23 protein-coding genes and 1 pseudogene are annotated in these 21837 nt (G+C 69.9%); 13 read left to right on the top strand and 11 right to left on the bottom strand.

Features of this window, described 5'->3' with window-relative positions:
• The first annotated feature begins 173 nt into the window (after nt 1–173).
• The 3 genes from ACKVMH_RS05550 to ACKVMH_RS05540 all read left to right on the top strand — a co-directional run bounded on the left by ACKVMH_RS05550 (nt 174) and on the right by ACKVMH_RS05540 (nt 3344).
• On the top strand, nt 174–875 hold the full coding sequence (locus ACKVMH_RS05550) for an ABC transporter ATP-binding protein (RefSeq protein WP_412699548.1): 702 nt from the start codon (nt 174–176) through the stop codon (nt 873–875).
• On the top strand, nt 875–2110 hold the full coding sequence (locus tag ACKVMH_RS05545; RefSeq protein ID WP_412699547.1) for an ABC transporter permease: 1236 nt from the start codon (nt 875–877) through the stop codon (nt 2108–2110). The genes ACKVMH_RS05550 and ACKVMH_RS05545 overlap by 1 nt, the downstream gene beginning before the upstream one ends.
• Nucleotides 2111–2324: 214 nt before the next feature.
• Complete coding sequence (locus tag ACKVMH_RS05540; RefSeq protein WP_412699550.1) at nt 2325–3344, top strand: isoaspartyl peptidase/L-asparaginase family protein; 1020 nt, start codon at nt 2325–2327, stop codon at nt 3342–3344.
• A gap of 18 nt (nt 3345–3362) precedes the next feature.
• Here the strand turns inward: ACKVMH_RS05540 and ACKVMH_RS05535 are convergent, their stop codons facing one another.
• Nucleotides 3363–3848 (bottom strand): VOC family protein, encoded by a 486-nt coding sequence (locus ACKVMH_RS05535; RefSeq protein ID WP_215218665.1) that lies wholly within the window; start codon nt 3846–3848, stop codon nt 3363–3365.
• 233 nt (nt 3849–4081) lie between these two features.
• Between ACKVMH_RS05535 and ACKVMH_RS05530 the strand changes: the two genes are divergently transcribed.
• The 8 genes from ACKVMH_RS05530 (at nt 4082) to ACKVMH_RS05495 (ending at nt 9737) form a co-directional block, all read left to right on the top strand.
• Nucleotides 4082–4462: a diacylglycerol kinase gene (locus tag ACKVMH_RS05530; RefSeq protein WP_412699546.1), complete on the top strand. Its 381-nt coding sequence runs from the start codon at nt 4082–4084 to the stop codon at nt 4460–4462.
• A 31-nt stretch (nt 4463–4493) separates the two neighbouring features.
• Nucleotides 4494–5225: a TerC family protein gene (locus tag ACKVMH_RS05525; protein WP_215220383.1), complete on the top strand. Its 732-nt coding sequence runs from the start codon at nt 4494–4496 to the stop codon at nt 5223–5225.
• 96 nt (nt 5226–5321) lie between these two features.
• A complete protein-coding gene (locus tag ACKVMH_RS05520; RefSeq protein WP_215218663.1) occupies nt 5322–5966 on the top strand; it encodes a LemA family protein in 645 nt (214 codons plus the stop codon).
• A gap of 13 nt (nt 5967–5979) precedes the next feature.
• Nucleotides 5980–6954 carry a TPM domain-containing protein gene (locus ACKVMH_RS05515; protein WP_412699545.1) on the top strand — a complete coding sequence of 325 codons (975 nt, stop codon included), beginning with the start codon at nt 5980–5982 and terminating at the stop codon, nt 6952–6954.
• A gap of 10 nt (nt 6955–6964) precedes the next feature.
• The gene (locus tag ACKVMH_RS05510) at nt 6965–7453 is read left to right on the top strand and encodes a TPM domain-containing protein (RefSeq protein ID WP_412699544.1); all 489 of its coding nucleotides are present in this window, start codon (nt 6965–6967) and stop codon (nt 7451–7453) included.
• A 70-nt stretch (nt 7454–7523) separates the two neighbouring features.
• Nucleotides 7524–8408, top strand: coding sequence for a prolipoprotein diacylglyceryl transferase (gene lgt, locus ACKVMH_RS05505; RefSeq protein ID WP_412699543.1), 885 nt, complete (start codon nt 7524–7526; stop codon nt 8406–8408).
• 7 nt (nt 8409–8415) lie between these two features.
• Nucleotides 8416–9210 (top strand): thymidylate synthase, encoded by a 795-nt coding sequence (locus ACKVMH_RS05500; RefSeq protein ID WP_412699542.1) that lies wholly within the window; start codon nt 8416–8418, stop codon nt 9208–9210.
• 8 nt (nt 9211–9218) lie between these two features.
• Complete coding sequence (locus ACKVMH_RS05495; protein ID WP_412699541.1) at nt 9219–9737, top strand: dihydrofolate reductase; 519 nt, start codon at nt 9219–9221, stop codon at nt 9735–9737.
• 30 nt (nt 9738–9767) lie between these two features.
• Here the strand turns inward: ACKVMH_RS05495 and ACKVMH_RS05490 are convergent, their stop codons facing one another.
• The 9 genes from ACKVMH_RS05490 to ACKVMH_RS05450 all read right to left on the bottom strand — a co-directional run bounded on the left by ACKVMH_RS05490 (nt 9768) and on the right by ACKVMH_RS05450 (nt 18854).
• Nucleotides 9768–10628 carry a symmetrical bis(5'-nucleosyl)-tetraphosphatase gene (locus tag ACKVMH_RS05490; protein ID WP_215218658.1) on the bottom strand — a complete coding sequence of 287 codons (861 nt, stop codon included), beginning with the start codon at nt 10626–10628 and terminating at the stop codon, nt 9768–9770.
• A gap of 7 nt (nt 10629–10635) precedes the next feature.
• Nucleotides 10636–11019, bottom strand: a complete 384-nt coding sequence (gene apaG / locus ACKVMH_RS05485) for a Co2+/Mg2+ efflux protein ApaG (RefSeq protein WP_215218657.1) — start codon at nt 11017–11019, stop codon at nt 10636–10638.
• An 86-nt stretch (nt 11020–11105) separates the two neighbouring features.
• A complete protein-coding gene (rsmA, locus tag ACKVMH_RS05480; protein ID WP_412699540.1) occupies nt 11106–11906 on the bottom strand; it encodes a 16S rRNA (adenine(1518)-N(6)/adenine(1519)-N(6))-dimethyltransferase RsmA in 801 nt (266 codons plus the stop codon).
• A complete protein-coding gene (gene pdxA, locus ACKVMH_RS05475; RefSeq protein ID WP_412699539.1) occupies nt 11903–12919 on the bottom strand; it encodes a 4-hydroxythreonine-4-phosphate dehydrogenase PdxA in 1017 nt (338 codons plus the stop codon). The genes rsmA and pdxA overlap by 4 nt, the downstream gene beginning before the upstream one ends.
• Before the next feature lie 2 nt (nt 12920–12921).
• Nucleotides 12922–14262 (bottom strand): peptidylprolyl isomerase, encoded by a 1341-nt coding sequence (locus tag ACKVMH_RS05470; protein WP_412699538.1) that lies wholly within the window; start codon nt 14260–14262, stop codon nt 12922–12924.
• The gene (gene lptD, locus ACKVMH_RS05465) at nt 14259–16604 is read right to left on the bottom strand and encodes an LPS assembly protein LptD (RefSeq protein WP_412699537.1); all 2346 of its coding nucleotides are present in this window, start codon (nt 16602–16604) and stop codon (nt 14259–14261) included. The genes ACKVMH_RS05470 and lptD overlap by 4 nt, the downstream gene beginning before the upstream one ends.
• Nucleotides 16605–16739: 135 nt before the next feature.
• Nucleotides 16740–17687, bottom strand: a complete 948-nt coding sequence (locus ACKVMH_RS05460) for a histone deacetylase family protein (protein WP_412699536.1) — start codon at nt 17685–17687, stop codon at nt 16740–16742.
• 34 nt (nt 17688–17721) lie between these two features.
• Complete coding sequence (locus ACKVMH_RS05455) at nt 17722–18276, bottom strand: cob(I)yrinic acid a,c-diamide adenosyltransferase (protein WP_412699535.1); 555 nt, start codon at nt 18274–18276, stop codon at nt 17722–17724.
• A 2-nt stretch (nt 18277–18278) separates the two neighbouring features.
• Nucleotides 18279–18854, bottom strand: a complete 576-nt coding sequence (locus ACKVMH_RS05450) for a DUF6580 family putative transport protein (RefSeq protein WP_215218650.1) — start codon at nt 18852–18854, stop codon at nt 18279–18281.
• Nucleotides 18855–18897: 43 nt separating this feature from the next.
• On the opposite strand from ACKVMH_RS05450, the gene ubiH reads away from it, so the two are divergent.
• Together ubiH and ACKVMH_RS05440 are read left to right on the top strand one after the other, a co-directional pair.
• Nucleotides 18898–20175 carry a 2-octaprenyl-6-methoxyphenyl hydroxylase gene (ubiH, locus tag ACKVMH_RS05445; protein ID WP_412699534.1) on the top strand — a complete coding sequence of 426 codons (1278 nt, stop codon included), beginning with the start codon at nt 18898–18900 and terminating at the stop codon, nt 20173–20175.
• Nucleotides 20172–21362: an FAD-dependent oxidoreductase gene (locus tag ACKVMH_RS05440; protein ID WP_412699533.1), complete on the top strand. Its 1191-nt coding sequence runs from the start codon at nt 20172–20174 to the stop codon at nt 21360–21362. Before ubiH ends, ACKVMH_RS05440 begins: the two co-directional genes overlap by 4 nt.
• A 66-nt stretch (nt 21363–21428) precedes the next feature.
• On the opposite strand, the pseudogene ACKVMH_RS05435 reads toward ACKVMH_RS05440, so the two are convergent.
• A pseudogene (locus ACKVMH_RS05435) lies at nt 21429–21837 on the bottom strand (hypothetical protein); the annotation flags it as partial.

Here is a 21837-nt window from a genome sequence, read left to right as displayed (position 1 = left end):
GCCGCGGCCCGCCGCGCGCCGCTGTACCTGCTGGTCGACGGCGCGCCGAAGCTGGTGACGGTGCGCGTCGGAGCGAGCGACGGCTCCTTCACCGAGGTGTCCGGTGCGGTCGCCGAGGGCGATCCCGCCATCGTCGGCACCGAGCGCCCGGGCGCCCGATGAGCGCGCCGGACATGGCCGACGCGGTCATCGAGACCCACGGTCTGGCCAAGGTCTACGCGCCCGGCACCGAGGCCGAGGTTGTCGCCCTGCACGGGGTCGACCTGCGGATCCGGCGCGGCGAGTTCGTCGCGATCATGGGGCCGTCGGGCTCGGGCAAGTCGACCCTCATGAACCTGATCGGCTGCCTGGATACCCCCACGGCGGGCCGCTACCTGTGCGACGGCATCGACGTCGCCACCCTCGACGCCGAGGCGCGCGCCGCGCTACGCCGCGACAAGATCGGCTTCGTGTTCCAGGGCTTCAACCTGCTGCCGCGCATGACGGCGCTGGAGAACGTGCTGATGCCGATGGGCTACGCCAACGTGCCACGGGAGGAGCGGCAGCAGCGCGGGCACGAGGCGCTGGCCGCGGTCGGCCTGGCGCGCCGCGAGTCGCACCGGCCGAGCGAACTGTCCGGTGGCCAGCAGCAACGCGTGGCGATCGCGCGGGCGCTGATCAACCGGCCACCGATCCTGCTGGCCGACGAGCCCACCGGCGCGCTCGACAGCCATACCGGCGAGGAGATCCTGTCGCTGTTCAAGCGACTGCAGTCGGAGGGCCACACCATCGTGCTGATCACCCACGATGCCGAGGTGGCCGCGCATGCCGGCCGCACCTTCGTGATGCGCGATGGCGAGCTGCACGAGCAGCCCCCCACGACGGGAGCCGCCTGATGGATTTCGTGGAAGTCCTGCGTACCGCGATCTTCGCCCTGCGCGGCAACTGGATGCGCAGCGCGCTGACCTCGCTGGGCGTCATCATCGGCATCGCCGCGGTCATCGTCATGGTCTCGGTCGGGCAGGGCACCCAGTCGGAGATCGACAAGCTGGTGTCGGGCCTGGGCTCCAACCGCCTCGACATCGGCTCCAATGCCGGGCGCGGTCCGGGCGGCGTACGGATGAGCGCGTCCAGCTTCTACACCATCACCGAGGACGACGCCGAGGCGATCCGCGAGGAGATCCCGGAGGTGCAGTACGTCGCCGCCACCCTGCGCGGTTCGGCGCAACTGGTGTACGCCGAGAACAACTGGTCGGCGACCTGGTACGGCGTGCAGCCGGACTACTTCGCGCTCGAGAGCTGGAGCCTGGACGCGGGCGCGGAGTTCGACGGGGGCGACTACGGCGGCAGCAGCAAGTCGGTGATCCTCGGCGAGACCGTGCGCCGGTCGCTGTTTGGCGACGAGGATGCGATCGGTCAATCGATCCGGGTGGGGCGGGTGCCGTTCACCGTGGTCGGCGTGCTCGCGCCCAAGGGGCAGGGGGGCTTCGGCCAGGACCAGGACGACGTGATCCTGGTGCCGCTGGAAACCGCCCGCCGGCGCCTGATGGGGGCGATGGCGCTGCCGCCGGGCGCGGTGCAGGAAATCGCGGTCGGCGTCGCCAATGCCGACGACCTGGGCTGGGTCCAGGGCGAGATCGAATCGCTGCTGCGCCAGCGCCATGACATCAAGCCCGGCGCGGACGACGACTTCCGCGTCCGCAACATCGCCGAGATCGTCGCCACGCGCACCCAGACCACCCGCCTGATGTCGCTGCTGCTGGCGGCGGTCGCGACGATCTCGCTGGTCGTCGGCGGCATCGGGATCATGAACATCATGCTGGTATCGGTGACCGAGCGGATCCGCGAGATCGGCCTGCGCATGGCGGTCGGTGCGGGGCCATCGGACATCCGCCGGCAGTTCCTCGCCGAGGCGATGCTGATCTCGCTGATCGGCGGCGTGCTCGGCATCGCGATCGGCGTGGCCGGCGCGCTGCTGGTCGGCCGATTCGGCTCGCTGCCGGTGGTGCTGAACGCGCAGGTGGTCGGGCTGGCGGCCGGTTTCTCGATCGCGACGGGGCTGTTCTTCGGCTACTACCCGGCGCGCAAGGCGTCGCTGCTGGACCCGATCGAGGCGCTGCGCCAGCAGTGATGCCGGGCGTGGCGGCGCGTTATCCTCGACCGCAGGTCACGTGGATACTCCGCCCATGCGCGCGTTGCTGCTGCTGTCCCTGCTTGCCATCGCGATGAACACCCACGCCCAGTCCGCCGCTGCCCCCGCCAACCCGCCGCAGGACGCCGCNAGCAGTGATGCCGGGCGTGGCGGCGCGTTATCCTCGACCGCAGGTCACGTGGATACTCCGCCCATGCGCGCGTTGCTGCTGCTGTCCCTGCTTGCCATCGCGATGAACACCCACGCCCAGTCCGCCGCTGCCCCCGCCAACCCGCCGCAGGACGCCGCGCAGCCGAAGACCGCGCTGGTGATCCACGGCGGCGCCGGCTACGTGGCGCGGGCGTCGCTGTCCGCCGAGGACGAAGCCGCCGCCCGCGCCGACCTCGAACGCGCGCTGGAGGCGGGCCATAGCATCCTTGCCGCGGGTGGCACCGCGCTGGATGCGGTGCAGGCCGCGGTGGTCGTACTGGAGGAGTCGCCGCGCTTCAACGCCGGCAAGGGCGCGGTGTTCAACGCCCAGGGCGGGCACGAACTCGACGCATCGATCATGGAAGGCCATACCCGCCGCGCCGGCGCCGTCGCCGGCGTGACCACCGTGCGCAGCCCGATCACCCTCGCACGCACGGTGATGGAGCACTCGCCGCACGTGATGCTCGCCGGTGACGGCGCGGAAGCGTTCGCCGATTCCCGCCCCGAGATCGAGCGGGTGCCCAACGACTGGTTCGACACCGACCGCCGCCGCCGCGCGCTCGAGCAGGCGCAGCGGCAGGCCGCCGTCGGCGAAGCGCCGCAGGGCCAGTATATCGGCACCGTTGGCGCGGTCGCGCTCGACCGCCACGGCCACATCGCCGCGGCGACCAGCACCGGTGGCATGACCAACAAGAAGTGGGGCCGCATCGGCGATTCGCCGGTGATCGGCGCCGGCACCTGGGCCGACGAGCGCTGTGGCGTGTCGGGCACCGGCTGGGGCGAGTTCTACATCCGCAACGCGGTCGCCCACGACATCTGCGCGCGCGTCGCCTATCGCGGCGACGCGCTGGCCGAGGCCGCCGAGGAGGTGGTCAACCGCGTCGTTACCGCGGCGGGCGGCGATGGCGGCGCGATCGCGCTTGACGTGGACGGCAACATCGCCATGCCCTTCAACAGCGGGACGATGTACCGCGCGTGGGTCCGTCCCGACGGCAGCCGCGGCGTGGCGATCTTCGAGGACTAGCGAGGACCGGCCTGGCGTTCAACCGCCCTGCTGCTGCTCGCTCCAGGCCTTCATCCGCTTCTCCATCTCCTCCGGCGGCACGTCCTCGATGTGGGTGGCCAGCGTCCACTTGTGGCCATAGGGATCGATCACCGAGCCCATCCGGTCACCCCAGAACTCGTCCTTGACCGGCCGCTCGGCCGTGGCGCCGGCGTCCAGCGCCTGCTGGTAGGCCCGGTCCACGTCGTCGCCATAGACCATGAAGCTGACCGTGGTGCCGCCGCGGGCGGTCGGGCCGAGCGCCTGCATGTCCGGCCATTCGTCCGACAGCATCAGGTTGCAGTCGCCGATCCGGATCTCCGCGTGGCCGACGCGGTCACGGCCGGAAGCGTCCTTCATCGGCAGCCGGAACAGCTCGTGCGCGCCGAACGCACGCTGGTAGAAGTCGATGGCCGCGCTGGCATCGTCGACGATGAGGTAGGGGGTGACGGTGTGGTACCCCTCGGGAATGGTGCTGACGGCCATGGTGACGCCTCCCTGGTTGGTGATGACGCAGAATCCCCCGCGCCGGACCGAGAACGCTAGACCTGCATACGCTATCTCCGCGCGAAGGACGCGCTGGCGGGGTTGTGGCAAAATCCGGGGTCCGTTCCGCCCCGACCGCCGCTGGCCAGACCGATGTCGATTCGCGTTGATCCAAGGTCCGATCACGGTCGCCCGGCGCCAGGCGCCGGGCGTGGCTGCGGAGCACGCGCCTGATGGCCGACCAGGTCGGTCACCTGCCGCGCGGCCCCGCGCGGATGCTGAAGGCGGCGAAGTGGTCGATCCAGGGACTGGCGGCGGCGTGGCTCCACGAATCGTCGTTCCGGCTCGAGGTCTACCTGTTCGTCCTGCTCGCCCCGCTGGCCTGCTGGCTGGGCGAGACGCCGGTGGAGCGGGTGCTGATGGTCGGTTCGATGCTGATGGTGCTGAGCGTCGAGCTGCTCAATTCCTCGATCGAGGCACTGATCGAACGGTATGGCCCCGAGTTCCACGAGCTCGCCGGCCGGGCCAAGGACATGGGCTCGGCCGCGGTGTTCGTGCTGATGTTGAACGTGTTGCTGACCTGGGGGCTGCTGCTCGTCCCCCGCCTGCTCTGACTGCTCCTGCTGGGAAACGCCCGTGATTGAAATGCTGATGGATCCGGAAGTCTGGATCACCCTCGTCACCCTGAGCGCGATCGAGATCGTGCTCGGCATCGACAACCTGGTCTTCATCTCGATCGCGGTCAGCAAGCTGCCGCCGCATCGGCGCGAGGTGGCCCGCAAGTTCGGCATCGCCGTGGCCTGCATCACGCGCATCGCGCTGCTGCTGACGCTGGCGTGGCTGGCCGGCCTGACCAGCGACCTGTTCCAGCTGTTCGGCCAGGGCATCTCGGTGCGCGACCTGGTGCTGATCCTCGGCGGCGCCTTCCTCCTGGTGAAGGGCTCGATGGAGATCAAGGACGCGATCATTGGCGAAGCCGAGGCCGAGGACATCCACACCCGCCCGGTGACGTCGTTCTGGATGGTCATCGCGCAGATCGCGGTGATCGACATCGTGTTCTCGCTCGACTCGGTGATCGCCGCGGTCGGCATGGCCAACCAGACGTGGATCATGGTCTGCGCGATCCTGCTGGCGGTCGCCGTGATGCTGCTGGCGGCGACCCCGCTGGGCAAGTTCATCGAGCGCAACCCGACCATCAAGATGCTGGCGCTGGCCTTCATCGTGCTGATCGGCGCGTACCTGGTCGCCGACGGCTTCGGCCTGCACATCCCGAAGGGCTACATCTACGGCGCGATGGGCTTCTCGGCGATGGTCGAGATGCTCAACCTGTGGGCCAAGCGCCGCGCCGCGCTGCGCCGGGTCGGTATGGATGCCTGAGCCCCGTGGCGGGCAGGGCGCTTCACGCCATGCCCATTGCGCGCGGACGGTGCCGGTGCTGCAATGCCGGCCATCTGTCCCGAACGGAGTCGCGCCATGCGGATCTTGCTCGTCCTGCTGCTCGCCGGGTTGCTGAGCGGCTGCGGCTACAACACCATCCAGCAGAAGGACGAGGCCGTCAGCGCGGCCTGGTCGCAGGTGCTCAACGTCTACAAGCGCCGCGCGGACCTGGTGCCCAACCTGGTGGCGACCGTGCGCGGCTACGCGGCCCATGAGCAGCAGGTACTGACCCAGGTCACCGAGGCGCGGTCGCGGGTCGGCTCGATCAACGTCAATGCCGACGACCCGGCTTCGATCGAGCAGTTCCAACAGGCCCAGGGGCAGTTGCAGAGTGCCATCGGACGCCTGCTGCTGGTCAGCGAGAACTACCCGCAGCTCAAGGCCGACCAGAACTTCCTGCAGCTCCAGGCGCAACTGGAAGGCACCGAGAACCGGATCACGGTCGAGCGCCAGCGCTACATCGAGGCGGTGCAGGACTACAACACCTACATCCGCCGGTTCCCGGTCAACCTGACCGCGATGGTGTTCGGTTACGACACCAAGCCGAACTTCAGCGTCGAGAACGAGCAGCAGATCCAGCAGCCGCCGCAGGTCGACTTCGGTGCGCCGGCGCCAGCGCCACAGGCCCCGCCGCCGCAGCAGCAGCCTGTCCCGCAGCAGCCCGCTCCGACGGGCGGCTGAGCGCGCCGATGGCATGCGGGTCCTGCCCGGTGCGGACATGACGGTGTCGCCTGACCGCAAGTGGGGCCCGGGACGACGCGCCGGCTGCGGATGGCTAGCGTGGTGGGCGGCGGCGCTGCTGTGGCTGGCGTGCCTGCCAGCCAGCGCCCAGCAACTCGCGCCGATCCCGGCGCTGGACTCGCCGGTCGTCGACACGACCGGCACCCTCGACGCGGCGACCCGGCAGCAGCTGGAGGGGCAGGCGCTCGCGCTGCAGCAGCGCAAGGGCGCGCAGCTGCAGGTACTGGTCGTCCCGACCACCCAGCCGGAGGACATCGCCCAGTACGCGGTGCGCGTCTACGACCAATGGCGGCTCGGTCGCGAGAAGGTCGACGACGGCGTGCTGCTGGTAGTGGCCAAGGACGACCGGCGGGTCCGGATCGAGGTTGGTTACGGGCTTGAAGGCGCAATCCCGGATGCGACCGCGATACGCGTGATCCAGGAATACGTGGTGCCGCGCTTCCGGGCCGGCGACTACGCCGGCGGCATCGTCGACGCGACGGCGGTGCTGACCGGACTGATCGACGGCGAGCCGCTGCCCGAACCCATGGCGACCGCACCGCGTGGCGAGCGTGAAGGCGGCGGCGGTTGGTTGTTCGCCCTGTTCGCCGCCTTCATCGTGGCCCAGGTCGCACGCGGCGTACTCGGGGTTGCGCCGCGGGGCATCCGCGGCATCGGCACGGCGCTCGCGGCGGGAGGCGTGGCGTGGCTGCTGTCGTCGCTGCTGTTCGGCGGTATCGCCGCGGTCTTCGGCTTGCTGTTCGGGCTGGCCAGCAATTCCGGCGGGCGCTTTGCCGCCGACCGTGGCTGGGGTGGCTACGGCGGCTGGGGCGGGGGCGGTGGATTCGGCGGTGGCGGCGGCTTCGGTGGCGGTGGTGGCTTCGGCGGTGGCGGCTGGGGCGGCGGTGGTGGCATGAGCGGGGGCGGTGGCGCCTCCGGAAGCTGGTGAGGACGGATTGATGCGCTGGCTCAAGCACCTGTTCGCACCGTCCGCGCGGCGGCTGTTCCCAGCCGCGACGCTGCAGCGGATCACCGCGGCGATCGCCGCCAGCGAACTGCGCCACACCGGCGAGATCTGCTTCGCGGTCGACGCCGCGTTGCCGATGCGCGCGATCATGGCGGGCACCACCGCGCGCGACCGCGCCAACGAGACGTTCGCCCGGCTGGGTGTCTGGGACACGCGCGCCAACAACGGCGTGCTGCTCTACCTGCTGCTGGCCGACCACCGGATCGAGATCGTCGCCGACCGTGGCTTCGACGGACTGGTGAGCGATGCGCAGTGGCGCGGCGCCTGCCAGCTGGTCGAGGAGCGGCTGCGCGCGGGCGAACCCGAAGCCGCGGTGCTGGCTGGCATCGAGGCGCTATCGGACATCATCGCCGCGCATTTCCCGGATGACCCCGACACCGTCGATCACGACGAATTGCCCAACGCCCCGCACATCCTGTGAGTCCGGCGCGGGCACCATCGCGGGCGGTGGTCGGGCACAATGACCGCTGCCCCGGCCAGCCCAGAGCCCCATGACCATCCTCCACCAGATCGACCCGGTCGCCGTAAGTCTTGGACCGTTGCAGGTGCACTGGTACGGGATCATGTACCTCATCGGGTTCGGCCTGGCCTGGTGGCTCGGCCGCCGCCGCGTGCGCCAAGGGCGGCTGCCCGGCGTCACCGAGCAGGGGTTCGGCGACCTGCTGTTCTACGGCATGCTCGGCGTGGTGCTCGGCGGCCGGATCGGCTACGTGCTGTTCTACGGATTCGGCGACCTGGTGCGCGATCCGCTGATGCTGCTGCGCATCTGGGAAGGCGGCATGAGCTTCCACGGCGGCCTGCTGGGCGTGCTGGCCGCGATGTGGTGGTGGGCGCGACGCCAGCGCCTGCACTTCTTCGACGTTGCCGACTTCGTCGCACCGCTGGTGCCTGCGGGGCTCGGTTTCGGGCGCTTGGGCAACTACATCGGCGGCGAGCTGTGGGGCAAGCACACCGACGAGGGCTGGGGCGTGGTGTTCCCGCGCGCGCCGGAGTTCGCCGGCTGGACCGGCGAGCGGCTTCAGGCCGAATTCGCCACCGGTGCCCTCGACCCGTTCGCCCGGCATCCGTCGCAGCTCTACCAGGCCGTGCTCGAGGGGCTGGTGATGTTCTGCATCCTGTGGTGGTTCTCCAGCCGGCCGCGGCCGCGCTACGCAGTGGCTGGCATGTTCGCGCTGCTGTACGGCGTGTTCCGGTTCGCGGTGGAGTTCGTGCGCGAACCCGACGCCCAGATCGGCTATCTCGCGTTCGGCTGGCTCACCATGGGCCAGCTGCTGAGCATTCCGCTGGTGCTGGTCGGCCTGTTCTGGCTGTGGCTGTCGCGTCGCCAGCCCACCCTGCAGGCGCAACCGGCGGCCGGTTCCGGACAGGAGGCCTGAGGCGACAATGAAACAGTACCTGGACCTGTTGCGCCACGTCCTCGACCACGGCACCGAGAAGTCCGATCGCACAGGCACCGGCACCCGCTCGGTGTTCGGCTGGCAGATGCGTTTCGACCTGAATGCCGGGTTCCCGCTGGTCACCACCAAGAAGCTGCACCTGCGCTCGATCGTCCACGAGCTCCTGTGGTTCCTGCGCGGCGAGACCAACGTCGCCTACCTCAAAGAGCACAAGGTCAGCATCTGGGACGAGTGGGCTGACGCGTCCGGCGAGCTCGGCCCGGTCTATGGCAAGCAATGGCGGCGCTGGGCCGGCGCCGACGGCATCGAGATCGACCAGATCCGCTGGGTGGTCGAGGAGATCAAGCGCAACCCCGACTCGCGCCGGCTGATCGTATCGGCATGGAACGTCGCCGACCTGCCGCAGATGGCCCTCATGCCCTGCCATACGCTGTTCCAGTTCTACGTCGTGGACGGCAAGCTCAGCTGCCAGCTGTACCAGCGCAGTGGCGACATTTTCCTCGGGGTGCCCTTCAACATCGCCAGCTACGCCCTGCTGACCCACATGGTGGCGCAGGCCTGTGGGCTGGGTGTTGGCGACTTCGTCCACACCCTGGGCGACGCCCACCTGTACTCGAACCACTACGAACAGGCCCGCGAGCAACTCGCGCGTGCCCCGCGGCCATTGCCGACACTGAAGCTGGCGCCGGCGGTGACGGACCTCTTCGCGTTCGGCTTCGACGACATCGCCATCGAAGGCTATGACCCGCACCCGGCGATCAAGGCGCCGGTCGCGATTTGACGCCGGTGATGGACCCGACGGTCGAACTGGCGTTGATCGCCGCGCTCGACCGCAACGGTGCGATCGGACGCGACAACGGCCTGCCGTGGCGGTTGCCCGACGACCTCAAGCGCTTCAAGGCGCTGACGCTGGGCAAGCCGGTGCTGATGGGGCGGCGGACCGCGCAGTCGCTCGGGCGTGCGCTGCCGGGGCGCCGCAATCTTGTGCTGACGCGTTCCGGCGCGGTGCCGTTCGAAGGCATGCAGGCCGTGGCCACGGTTGCGCAGGCGGTCGCCATTGCCGCCGACGACGGTGCGTCGCAGCTGTGCGTCATTGGTGGCGGCGAGGTCTACGCGCTGTGCCTGCCGGATGCCACGCGCATGCACCTGACCCACGTGGACCTCACGGTCGAGGGGGCGGACGCGTTCTTCCCGTCGTTCGACCCGGCGCAGTGGGACGTCGTCGCGCGCGAGACGCACGTTACGGACGCCAGGCATGCCTCTGCGTTCGAGTTCGTCGAGTACCGGCGAATCCCCGCGCCCAAGTAGCAGCGGCTGCCGCTGCGATCCCCGGATACCTCAGCGCCGCGGACGATGCCTCGGCTTGGGCGGGTTGGCCGGGACGTCTCGCCCCGCCACCTGCACGATGCGCAGTTCGTCGGTATCGAGTTGCAACGCGGTGAGCTTTCCGCCCCAGACCGCGCCGGTGTCGATTGCGTGCACCCCGTGCCCGATGAAAAGCCCGAGCGCCGACCAGTGCCCGCAGACGATCCTGAGGTCACGCTCGGCCCGGCCGGGCACGGCATACCAGGGATACAGGCCGGCCGGCTGGGTACCCGGCACGCCCTTGTCCTCGTAGGAGATGCGCCCGCGCGGCGAGCAGTACCGCAGTCGCGTGCAGATGTTGATGATCGCGCGGTGGCGGTCGATCCCCCCCAGCCGCGGGTTCCACACCGGCCCGTCGCCGTACATGTTTTTGAGGAGCCGCTGGTACTGGTCGCCCTGGAGGCGCTCCTCGATCTCGCGGCCGTGCTTTTCGGCGAGCTGCGTGGTCCACTTCGGCGCGAGGCCGGCGTGCACCATCATCCAGCCCAGCCCGCGGTCGACATGTACCAGCTTCTGCCGGCGCAACCACGGCAGCAGCGTGTCGCGGTCCTCGGCGAGAACCACCCGCTGCAGGTCGGGATTGACCTTGCGCTGTTCCTCTTCGCGGCGCTCGCCGATTGCCAGCAGCGACAGATCGTGGTTGCCAAGCACCACGGTCGCGTTGTCGCGCAGGGAATGCACCAGTCGCAAGGTCTCCAGTGACTGGCCGCCACGGTTGACCAGGTCGCCACAGAACCACAGCCGGTCCTTCGCCGGGTCGAACGCGATCTTCTCGAGCAACCGCTGGGTTGCGTCGTAACAGCCCTGCAGGTCGCCGATGGCCCAGACGGTCATGTCGGCCTCAGTGCAGCGTGCGCGGCACGGCCAGGGTGAACGCGGGGATAGGCGCGTCGAACACGGTTCCGTCGTCGGCCTCGACCGAGTAGCTGCCTTCCATGGTGCCCAGGTCGGTCTCGAGCACGGCGCCGGAGGTGTACTCGAACCCCTCGCCCGGACGCAGCCGGGGCTGCTCGCCGACCACGCCATCGCCGCGGACTTCCTGCACCTTGCCGGTGGCGTCGGTAATCAGCCAGTGGCGTGACAGCAGCCGCGCGGGGACAGTGCCGGTGTTGCGGATGGTGATGGTGTAGGCGAACACGTAGCGGTCCTGCCCGGGCTCGGACTGCTCGTCGAGGTAGCGGGTGGCGACGTCGATGTCGAAGGCGTAGTCGGTGCTGCGTTCCATGCGGACAGTGTAAGTCGAGCCGGGGTGAAGCGGACATGCGCGACGCGTGGTTGCGTCGCGCATGTCGTCCCCATCACTGCAGCGCGCTAGTGCGGGAGCGAATTGGCAAGGCGCACGAAATCGGCGACCGCAATCTGCTCGGCACGTGCGTCCGGACGGATCCCGGCGGCCTCGATCGCCGCCGAGTCGCACACTTGCGAAAGCGCGTTGCGCAGCGTCTTGCGGCGCTGGCCGAACGCGTCGCGAACAACCCGCGCGAACGTCGCCGGGTCGTCAATACCGATGCTGTCGGCCGGCCGCGGCACCAGCCTCACCACGGCAGAATCGACCTTCGGTGGTGGCCGGAACGCGCCCGGCGGAACGGTGAAGAGCGGCGTGACGGTGCAATAGGCCTGCAGCATCACGCTCAGGCGGCCGTAGACCTTGCTTCCGGGACCGGCCGCCATGCGCTCGACGACTTCCTTCTGCAGCATGAAAGTCATGTCGCTGATCGCGGCAGCGTGGTCGAGCGCATGGAACAGGATGGGCGAGGAGAGGTTGTACGGCAGGTTGCCGACCAGCCGGATGCGTCCGTCAGGGGTATCGCGCGCAAGCTCGCTGAAGTCGACCTTGAGTACATCGCGGTGGATCACGGTCAGCTCGCCGTGCGATCGGGCGGCTTCGGTCAGCGGCGCAATCAGGTCGCGGTCGAACTCGATCACGGTCAACTGGCCGTGGCGGTCCAGCAGCGGAAACGTGATCGCGCCCTGGCCGGGGCCGATCTCGACGAGGCGCTCGCCCGGCTTGGGGTTCACTGCCTGCACGATGCGATCGATGACGGTCCGCTCGTGCAGGAAGTTCTGGCCCAGGTGCTTCTTCGGGGGCTCGCTGAAACGTACGTTGCTCATTGGCAGGCTCCGTGGGCGGTGCCGGCGGGGTCATGCCCGTGTGCGAGCCGCGTTGCAGCCATCCTGGCGCAGGTATCGGCCGCCGCGAACAGGCTTGAGGGATCTGCCGCGCCGCTGCCGGCCAGGTCCAGCGCGGTGCCGTGGTCGACCGCAACGCGCGGGTAGGGCAGGCCGAGCGTGAGGTTGACGGCTGATTCGAACCCACTGAACTTCAGTACCGGCAGGCCCTGGTCGTGGTACATCGCGAGCACCGCGTCGACCTCGGCGAGCCGGGCCGGCAGGAACGCGGTATCGGCTGGCAGCGGTCCCAGCAGACGCAAGCCTTCGCCGCGCAGTGATTCGATGACCGGCTGCAGCACCCGGATCTCCTCGTCGCCCAGGACGCCGTCCTCGCCCGCGTGGGGATTCAGGCCGAGCACCGCGATCGTGGGTGTGTCGATGCCGAAGTCGCGTTGCAGCGCGTCGTGCAGCGTGAGCAATACGTGTCGCAGCGATTGTGTGGTGATCGCATCGGCAACCTGCCGCAATGGCAGGTGGGTCGTGGCCAGCGCGACCCGCATGGTCGGGTTCGCCAGCATCATCACCACGCCGCAGCCAGCCTGGTTGGCCAGCAACTCGGTGGTCCCGCTGTAGGCGATCCCTCCGGCGTTGATCGCGGCCTTGTGCACAGGACCGGTGACCACGCCGTCGAACCCCCCGTCCAGGCAGCCGGCGCCGGCTGCCAGCAAGGCGTCGATCACGGCGCGCGCGTTGAGCGGATCGGGTTGGCCGAACCGGACCGGAGTGGCGTTGGGAACCTCGACCAGGGCCAGCGTGCCGGCACGATCGTCCGCGCTGTCGGGCGGCGTCATGACGAGCGGCAGGCCTAGCGCGTCGGCGGCGGACTGCAACGTGTCGCGGTCGCCGAAAGCGGTCAGGGAATAGTCGCGCGGGCGTTGCGCGAGGCGGACGCACAGCTCCGGCCCGACGCCGGCCGGTTCACCCGGGACCAGCGCGAGCCGGGGTGGTCGCATGGTCAGTCGCCGGTGGCCGGGGCTTCCGGCGCGGTTTCCGCGGCGTCGGCGGTCGCGTTGCCCGTGCGGAAGTCGACGAAGGCCTCGCCACGCATCTCGCGCAGGAACTGGTTCCACTCTTCTTCCAGCTTGCGTCGGCCGATCGTTTCGCGGGCCTGCGCACGCTGGTTCTCGTTGCCCACATCCGCTTCGCGGGTGCCGGTGCGCTGCACGATGTGCCAGCCGGCCTGGGTGCGGAAGGGCGTCGACACGGCGCTATCGGCGAGCGCGGACACCTGGGCGCCGAAATCCGGGCCGAACTGGTCCGGCGTGAACCAGCCCAGGTCGCCGCCAGCGGCCTGCGAACTGGGGTCCTCGGAGTGCTCGCGGGCGAGCGCGGCGAAGTCGGCGCCGCCGACGATGCGCGCGTGCAGGGTGTCAGCCTGGGCCTTGGCTTCGGCGGCGCTGGTGTTCTCGTCGACCCGGATCAGGATGTGGCTGGCGCGGACCTGCGTGACGACGCTGGGGCCGCCCTGGCCGGCGTCACGGGTCTCGACCAGCTGCAGGAGCTGGAAGCCACTGGGACCGCGGATCGGTGCGGTGACCTGCCCCGGGGCCATCTGCCGGACCAGGTTCGCGAACGCGGCCGGGATCTCGTTCTCGCCGCGCCAGCCCAGGTCGCCGCCTTCCAGCGCGTTCGGACTGTCGGAGTAGCGCACCGCGGCGGCGGCGAAATCCATCTCGCCCCGGTCGAGCAGGCTCTTGATGCCGAGGATCTTTTCCTCGCCGGTGGCGATCTGCTCGGGCGTGGCGCCCTCGGGCAGCGCGACCAGGATATGTGCCAGGTGGTACTGCTGGCCGGTGGCCTGCTGCGCCTCGAGAGCCGCGTCCACCTCGGCGTCGCTCACCGACACCTGGGTCTGGGCGAAACGCTGGCGCAGGCGCTGGACCAGCAGTTCGTCGCGGATGGAGTCGCGGAACTGGTCGAACGAGGTGCCGTCGGCGGCCAGCTGGGCACGCAACTGCTCGACACTCGCGCGGTTCTGCCCGGCGATGCCGGCGATGGCCTGGTCGACCTCCTGGTCGCTGACGCGCACGCCGGTGGCCTCGGCTCGCGCGACCTGCAGCTTGAGCAGCACCAGGCGCTCGGCGACCTGCCGCTCGAGCACGTCCGGCGGGGGCAGCTGCGCGGCGCGACCGGCGTACTGGGCACGGATGTTGCCGACCGCCCGGTCAAGCTCGCTCTGCAGGATGACGCCTTCGTCGACCACCACGGCGATGCCATCGATCGGCTGCACCTGTTGCGCCTGCACGGTCGCCGACAGCAGCGTGGCGGCGAGGACACACGCGAGAAATTTCTTCATGGAATCGGATCGAGGGAGTTGTCGAAATTGCCGGCGTCCACGGTGGAGGGCGGCACTAGATACAGATCTTCACGATCGTATCCGAGAATAGCACGGCTCAATATTTCCTCGGATTTCTGGCCGGCCGACCCCAGGCCCTTGAGTTCGAACTCGAGGCGGAGCGAGTCGTCGAGGTCGCCGTTGCGCTCGCGGATGTAGCGGCGGCCGACCAGGCGCACGGCCATGCAGCAGCTTTCCCACTGCACGCCGGCGATCGACTCGATCAGCTTGCGGTCCTCGATCGAGTAGTAGTACCGACCGACCACGCTCCAGTTCTGGTTGACCGGGTACAGGAACGACAGGTCGACCTGTTCGGTCAGCCCGCGCCGATAGCGGTAGCCCAGGTTGACCACGCCGGTGTCGCCGATCAGGTAGCGGGTACGGATGCTGGCGAGGTCCTGCCGGCGGTACTTCGGGTCCCACTGGTAGGCGGCGTTGATGCTCCAGCGGTCGCTCGGCGAGACGCCCAGTTCCGCCACCCAGGCCGACTCGCCCCGCTCGACCGGCTGCTCGCTGGGCGCCACGACCTGGCTGTCCTCGAAGTAGTGGATCTGGCCGATGCTGGCGGTGAGGCGCTCGCGGCCGTCCTCGCGGCTGATCAGGCGGGTGGTCAGGGCGGTGGTCAGCTGGTTCGCGTCGACCTGGCGGTCCGGACCGGTGTAGCGGTTGTCGCGGAACAGTTGCCCCCAGCTGAAGGTCATCGGCCGGGTGTCGAAGATCGGCAGGTTCGACTGGTCCTCGTACGGGATATTGAGGTAGTAGATCCGCGGCTCGAGGGTCTGCAACCAGGCTTCGTCGCGGAACACGAACTCGCGGTCGAAGAACAGCCCGGCATCGAGCGAGGCGATCGGCAGGCTGCGGGTCGGCGAGGCGTCGCCACCGTTGGCCGCCGCCAGCGCGTCGTCCAGTTTGTAGCTGGTGTGGCGCCACGCGACCTTCGGCGTCGCGAACCAGCCGTTGCCCTCGAGCGGCATGGCGACATAGGGCTTGAGGTCGATCCGGCTGCCTTCGTCGCGGACGTCGTGGCGGAACTGCACCGCCTCGGCATTTACCCCCAGCTCCAGCCAGTCACCGAACGGCTGCGCCCAGTTGACGAACGCGCGGGGCATCCGGTCGTAGCGCAGGTTCCGCTCGGTCAGGGTGTAGTCGGCGAGCTGGTTGTGGTCGGCCATCAGCCCGGCGTCCCAGTACAGGCCGCGTCCGAACAGTCCGACCTCGCTGCGCAGGTTCCACGCCGACACGGCGAACTGGCTGTTGCTGAAATCCTCCAGGTAATGCGTGTCGCTGACCCAGCCGACATTGGCCATTGCGTGCCAATGGCTGCCCAGGTTGTGCACGCCCTTGAAGCGGAACTGCCCGCGGTTGTCGGTCGGCACACCCTGCTCGGGGCCCGCGAGGTAGCGCTCGGGCTCGTCCTCGGGAAGCTTGTCCTTGGGCATCCATTCGCCCCACAACTCGCCACGACCGCCCGGGTACAGCCAGCGGAACTCGCCACCAAGCTGCACGCCGCGCTCGGTCATGATCCGCGGGGTCAGGGTGGCGTCGTAGTTCGGCGCGAGGTTGAGGTAGACCGGCTGCCGCCAGTCGAATCCGTTGCGGCTGGACATGCGGATCGACGGCCACAGCAGACCGGTGCGGCGCCGGTCGTCGATCGGGAACATCAGCCACGGGACGTACAGCACCGGTACCTTACCGATGCGCACCGTCGCGTTGCGGGCGACGCCCAGGCCTTCGGCGGTATCGATGTCGATGCGCTGCGCGCGCAGCTCCCACGACCGCTGCGAGGGCGGGCAGGTGGAGTAGGTGGAACCGATCAGCGCGCCCTGGTCGCCTTCCAGCTCGATTCGTTCGGCTCCGCCGTTGCCGCGTCGCCGGGTCAGCTGGTAGCGCAGGTCCTCGATGACGTGGGTATCGGCTTCCTGGTCGCCATGTGCGCGCTCGGCGACGATGCGCATGCCGGCATCCTGGTAGCGCACGCTGCCTTCGGCGACGTAGGTGCCTTCCTCGCTGTGGTAGGTCAGCTTGTCGGTGCCGAGGAACTGGTCGCCGCGACTGAGCTCGACGTTGCCCTGGAACACCGCGCTGTCTTCCTGGGTCGCGTTGAGCGCGTCGCCGGCGATGTCGGTCGGCAGGGTGGTGCGATCGTCTTCCGGGACCGCGTCAGACACCGGAACGTCGGCGAACGCCGGTACGGCGTCCTCTATCGGGCAGAGCCCCCAGTCCTCGACGTCTTCGGCCGCGTATGCCGGAAGGGCCACCGCGATGCACAGCGATAACGGGAGCAGGCGGAAGCTGGGATGCACGCGGCCATCCGTTGGTCGGAAACGGCCGCTAGCTTGCCGCATCGCCGGGGTGGCGGCAACGCGGCCCAAGGAGGCCTGACGGGAACATTCATGTTTGCGCAGAGCCGATGAAGACGGTCAGCGATGCCGCTGTGGTCACGCGCCGACAATTTTCCTGCCAGCTAGTGCATCGACGTGCGCAACGACTCCCTCGCGCAGCGCATCGAGGTCATAGCCGCCTTCCAGCATTGACACGACCCGGCCCGACGCATGCCGGTCGGCAACTGCCACCAGTTCGCGCGTCAGCCAGCCGAAGTCATCGGGCGTGGCCTGCAGCGCGGCCAGCGGGTCACGCGCGTCGGCATCGAAGCCGGCCGAGATCAGCAGCAGTTGCGGCCGGAAGGCATTGACAACCGGCAGCAGTTGCTCCCGCCACGCCGTGCGGAACGCCTCGCTGCCGGCGCCGGCCGGCAGCGGCACGTTGACGGTGTTACCGACCCCACGTTCGTGGGACCCACCGGTGCCCGGATACAGCGCCGCCTGGTGGGACGACAGGTACATCACCCGGGGATCGGAGTGGAAGATGTCGGCGGTGCCGTTGCCGTGGTGGACGTCGAAGTCGACGATCGCGATGCGCTCCAGCCGGTGCCGGTCGCACGCGTGCGCCGCGGCGAGCGCGATGTTGTTGAACAGGCAGAACCCCATCGCGACCGAACCGGTGGCGTGGTGTCCGGGCGGACGCACGGCGCAGAACGCCCTCGCTACCTCCCCGGCCAGTACCGCGTCGGTTGCGGCGATGCCGGCGCCGGCGGCCCGCAGCGCGGCCTCGGCGGAGCCGGGGCTGAGCAGGGTATCGGCGTCCAGCGACAGTGGGGTCGCCCCGGGTGGACAGGCCGTGTCCAGCACCCGCGCGACGAGCGCATCGCCATGCACGCGCAGCAGTTCGGCGCGGGTCGCGCGCGGCGCGTCGTGCCAGGGCGACTGCGGGAATGCGGCCGAAAGCGCGTCGATCACGGCAGCCAGTCGTGCCGGCCGTTCCACATGGGCGGTGCCGGCCAGGTGCGACAGGCAGGCGTCATGGGTGTAGAGCCGGGGCACGTTCACCGGCAGGTTGGTCCGGACGGACCGGTGGACCGATTCAGCCCTTGCGGCGCTCGTGGTTCCACAGCACTTCGCCATGGCCGCTGGCGCGGGCGAGTACCCGTGCGAGCACGAACAGCAGGTCCGACAGGCGGTTGAGGTAGCGCACGGCCTCGGGCCGTACCGGCTCCACCCGCGAAAGCGCGACGGTCTCGCGCTCGGCGCGGCGCACCACGGTGCGGGCGATGTGGCAGCGTGCCGCCGCTTCGCCGCCGCCGGGCAGGATGAACTCGCGCAGGACTGGCAGGTCGGCGTTGAAGCGGTCCAGATGTTGTTCCAGCCGGGTGATGTCCTCGTCGCTGATGGCGGCGTGGCCGGGGATGCACAGCTCGCCCCCCAGGTCGAACAGCTGGTGCTGCACCGCGGTCAGCAGCACGCGTACGTCGTCGGCTACCTCGCTGGCGAGGATCAGCCCGATCGTCGAGTTGGCTTCATCGACGGTGCCGTACGCGGTGACGCGCAGCGAATCCTTGCCGACCCGGCTGCCGTCGCCCAGCCCGGTGCTGCCACCGTCGCCGGTCCGGGTGTAGATCTTGGACAGGCGGTTGCCCACGCTCAGACCGTCTGGGTGCGGAGCGCCGGCAGTTGCGAGCGCAGCAGGCTGAAGCCACCGAACAGCACCGCCGAATAGAACAGCGTGCCGGCCAGCGACCACTGGAAGAACGGAATGCCGGCAACGTAGGCCGCCATCAGTCCGGCGGGGTCCTGCGAATACATCGGGTTGCCGAGCCAGGCACCGAAGTTGGTCACGGTGAAGAACAGCACCGCACCTGCGAGCGAATAGCCCAGCACGCGGCCGCCGCCGACCCGCCCGCGCAGGCCGAAGCCCATCAGGGTGGTCAGCGCGATGCAGCCGTACACCAGCCAGATGCCGGCGCCGGAGAACCACTGCGCGTAAAGACCGCCGTGCATGGAGGACAGCACGAGGTCGGACACGAACAGACCGGCCAGCGGCACGATCAGCGCCCAGCTGCGGTTGGCGAAGTAGGCGCCGCCGAACAGCGCGATGGCCGCCACCGGCGAGAAATTCGGCGGATGCGGCAGCACGCGGGTCAGCGCGGCGAGCACGATCAGGGCGGCGAGCACCAGCGGGCCGGGAGCGAAGATCGAGGAGGCAACGGGACGGTTCATCAGTGTCTGGGAGCAGGCCGGCAGGAGCCGTTAGCATAGCGCAATGGCCGACCTTCCCCCTTCCGCGGACCGCCCCGCGACCCATGACGTGCTGATCGTCGGCGGTGGCCTGGTGGGCGCCAGCCTGGCGATCGCGCTGGAACACAGCGGGCTCGATGTCGGCCTGCTCGAGGCGGCCGCACCGGGATCGCTGCCGGCGGTGTTCGACGAGCGCAACCTGAGCTTCGGCGAGGCGACGGTCAATGCGCTGACCGCACTCGGGGTGATGCAGAAGCTGCGCACGCCGGGTGGTCCGATCGAGCGCATCCATGTAAGTCGCCGCGGCGACTTCGGTCGCAGCGTCATGCACGCGCGCGATTACGGCCGCGAGGTGTTCGGCCGGGTGGTGGTCGCGCGTGATTTCGGCGAGGCACTGGAAGCGCGGCTGGCGGAACTGGATGGTCTCCGTCGCTACCGGCCCATGCGCTTCGTCGACCTCGGCGCAGTGGAGGACGGGTACCGCGCCGTCACCGTCGCCGACGATGCCGGTGAACGCGTGCTGCGCACGCGGCTGCTGGTTGGCGCGGACGGCACCGCCAGCGCGGTGCGTGCCGCGCTGGGCATCGAGGTGGACCGACACGACTACGGACAGAGCCTGTTCGTCACGCGCATGCGGGCGGCCCGCACGCCCGACGGCACCGCCTACGAGCGCCTCGGCGACGACGGCCCGACCGCGCTGCTGCCGCGCGGCGACGGGCATTACGGGTTGATCCACGGCGTCGCACGGGAGGATGCCGGGGCGGTCGAGGCACTGGATGAAGCGGAATTCCTGGAGCGCGCGCAGGACGCTTTCGGCTGGCGCGTCGGACGGTTCATCGCCTGCGGCCAGCGCAGCGTCTATCCAATCGCGCGCGTGGTCGCGCATCGGCAGGTCGCCGAGCGGGCGGTGCTGATCGGCAACGCCGCCCAGACTATCCATCCGGTCGGCGCACAGGGCTTCAACCTCGGCCTGCGCGATGCACTCACGCTGGCCGAGCTGGTCGCTCCGCGCCGGCACGATGGCGATACCGTCGAAGATGCCGGTGCATCCGACCCTGGCGATACCGACGTGCTGGCGCGTTACGTCGAACGGCGCGGTGCCGACCGCAGTCGCACGCTGGCGTTCTCCGACGGGTTGGCACGGGTGACCGCCAATCCGGCCGGCGTGATGCGGCCCTTGCGCGGCCTCGGCCTGTTCGCGCTCGACCGCTTGCCCGCCTTGCAGGCGGCCCTGGTCGGCGGCGCGCTGGGATATCGCGGTGACGTGCCGGCGTTGTGCCGGGCCCCGGGGCTGGCCGGATGAGCCGGCAGCCGATGCTCGACGTCGTGGTGGTCGGTGCAGGCGTGGTCGGTGCGGCGACCGCACTGGCGTTTGCGCGCGACGGATTGCGGGTGGCATTGGTGGAATCGCGCGAGCCCGCGCGCTGGCAGGCGTCCGCGCCGGACCTGCGGGTCTACGCGTTCGCACCGGACAACGCCGCGCTGCTGGACGATCTGGGCGTGTGGGATTCGATCCGTGCCGCGCGCCTGCAGCCCTACCGCGCGATGCGCATCTGGGATGCCGCCGGTGGCGGCGAGCTGGTGTTCGACGCCGATCGCCTCGGGCAGGCGCAACTGGGTTGGATCGTCGAGAACGGTCTGCTGGTCGACCGGTTGTGGGCCGCGCTCCCGGGCGCGGGGGTCGAGTTGCACTGCCCGGACGCCGCAACCGCGTTGGAGCAGGATGACGACGGCGCCGTGCTTGCGCTCCAATCGGGCCGGCGCCTGCGCGCGCGGCTGGTGGTCGCGGCCGACGGCGCCGACTCGCCGGTGCGCGCCATGGCCGGCATCGAGGCACCGCGGCATGACTATGGCCAGCGTGGCCTGGTCGCCTACATCGACCACGAGCAGCCGCACCAGGCGACCTGCTGGCAGCGGTTCCTTCCGGGCGGGCCGCTGGCGTTCCTGCCCTGTACCCACGACGCGGGGCGGCCGCGCAGCTCGATCGTATGGAGCCTGCCCGAATCGGAGGCGACGCGGCTGTTGGCGGTGGACGAGCCTGCGTTCCTGGCCGAGCTCGCGCATGCGTTCGACGGCCCGCTCGGCGGCTTGGTGGCGACCTCCAGCCGTGCCGCATTCCCGCTTCGCCGGCAACTGGCACGCAGCCAGGTGGCCGGCCGGGTTGTGCTGGTGGGCGACGCGGCGCACGCGGTGCACCCGCTGGCCGGGCAGGGCGTGAACCTCGGCTTGCGCGACGTGGCCGCGTTGCGGTCGGCGCTGGCCGAACCCATCAGTCGCGGTGGCGACGTCGGTCGTCCGGCGAGGCTGCAACGCTGGGCGCGTGCGCGGCGCAGCGACAATGCGCTGTCGGCCTATGCGTTCGAGGGCATCAACCGGCTGTTCTCGAACGATGCGCTGGCGCCAACGCTGTTGCGCGGAAGGCTGCTTGGTGCGGCCGGCAAGGTGGGGCCGCTGACGCGCGCGCTGTGGCGCCACGCCGCCGGGATCTGACCCCGGACACGACGACGCCCCGCACGGGGCGGGGCGCCGGGAGACTCCAACACGCGGGGCGGTTGGTCAATCCGCGGTGCGGTGATCCAGTTCTGCCTCGCTCAACAGCCCGTTGCGGTCGGCGTCGAGCGTGTCGAACCGCGCCGTCAGCCGTGCGTCCGCACTGGCTTCCGAACGGCTGATGCCGCCGTCGCCATCGAGGTCGACGCTGACGAAGTCGACCATCGGCGGGGTGGGCTTATGCTCGAGATTGGCTTTCACCGCGACATCGACGACCGGCGCGGGCACTGGCGCTACCGCCGGCACCGCGGGAACCGCCGGCATGGCCGGCACGGCAGGCACACCCGCAACGCCCGGATCAGCCGGGACCGCTGGTACTGCAGGCACGGCGGGCGCAGCGACGGTGGCATCGGCGGTAGCCAGTGCGGCGGCGGTCGCCACCTCGGTCGCGTCGTCGGCGACGGCTCCGGCGATA

This window comes from Lysobacter zhanggongensis (assembly GCF_046638635.1).
GTDB lineage: Bacteria > Pseudomonadota > Gammaproteobacteria > Xanthomonadales > Xanthomonadaceae > Novilysobacter > Novilysobacter luteus.
Note: the sequence above shows the minus strand (reverse complement) of the source record. Positions and strands in the feature narration are given on the sequence as shown.